The organism is Alcanivorax profundi (assembly GCF_003597125.1).
Lineage (GTDB): Bacteria > Pseudomonadota > Gammaproteobacteria > Pseudomonadales > Alcanivoracaceae > Alcanivorax > Alcanivorax profundi.
The window spans coordinates 1-578 of the sequence record NZ_QYYA01000066.1 but is presented as its reverse complement, the minus strand read 5'-3'; the positions used below and the strand labels follow the sequence as shown (position 1 = coordinate 578).

The 578-nt window shown below is 46.4% G+C and carries 1 protein-coding gene; it reads left to right on the top strand.

Features of this window, described 5'->3' with window-relative positions; genetic code table 11:
* Positions 1-156 precede the first annotated feature (156 nt).
* Positions 157-486, top strand: coding sequence for a hypothetical protein (locus D4A39_RS17705; RefSeq protein WP_147393952.1), 330 nt, complete (start codon positions 157-159; stop codon positions 484-486).
* Positions 487-578: the final 92 nt, after the last annotated feature.

Below are 578 nucleotides of genomic sequence, written 5' to 3'. Positions count from 1 at the left end.
AAAAAAAATGCCCACTTTACAATTTAAAAAAGAAACTGGTGGACACAATGTGAACCAGTAAGATTCTGATCAAAAGATCGACTTGACTAATGAGAACTAATCCTATCCCATGACCTGAAGGAATGACCTACAGTGTTTGGACTAACCAGAGGAGACATGCTCGTGCTGGTGGGGCTGTGTACCAGTAACTCCTCTTTCAGGGCGCTGGGCAGAAGCAGCAGCTCCATACTGTACTTGTCGTCCCTTTCCTCCACAAAGGATTTGAACGCTCGCGTCACTGCTGGCCCTCTGTCACCAGCTAAACGTCGTTTTTCCTGGGCCATGGACAAACATTACATTTCACTTTATGAGGAAGGTTTTTGGACGTTACATTTACTACAAAAAAAAAAACAACATTTGTTTTTCAGCCTACCTGAAAGAGTTCTACAAATTGCTGAACTTGGTTCAGGGCCAACACAACAGGTTCAGCCTGACCCAATAACCTAAGACGGCCTGGCTCAGGCACCAGGACCTCCGCACTCGTGACCCGTACGAGTCTGTCCAGGAAAAGGCAGCGGGCATTGGCAAATATACAGTGC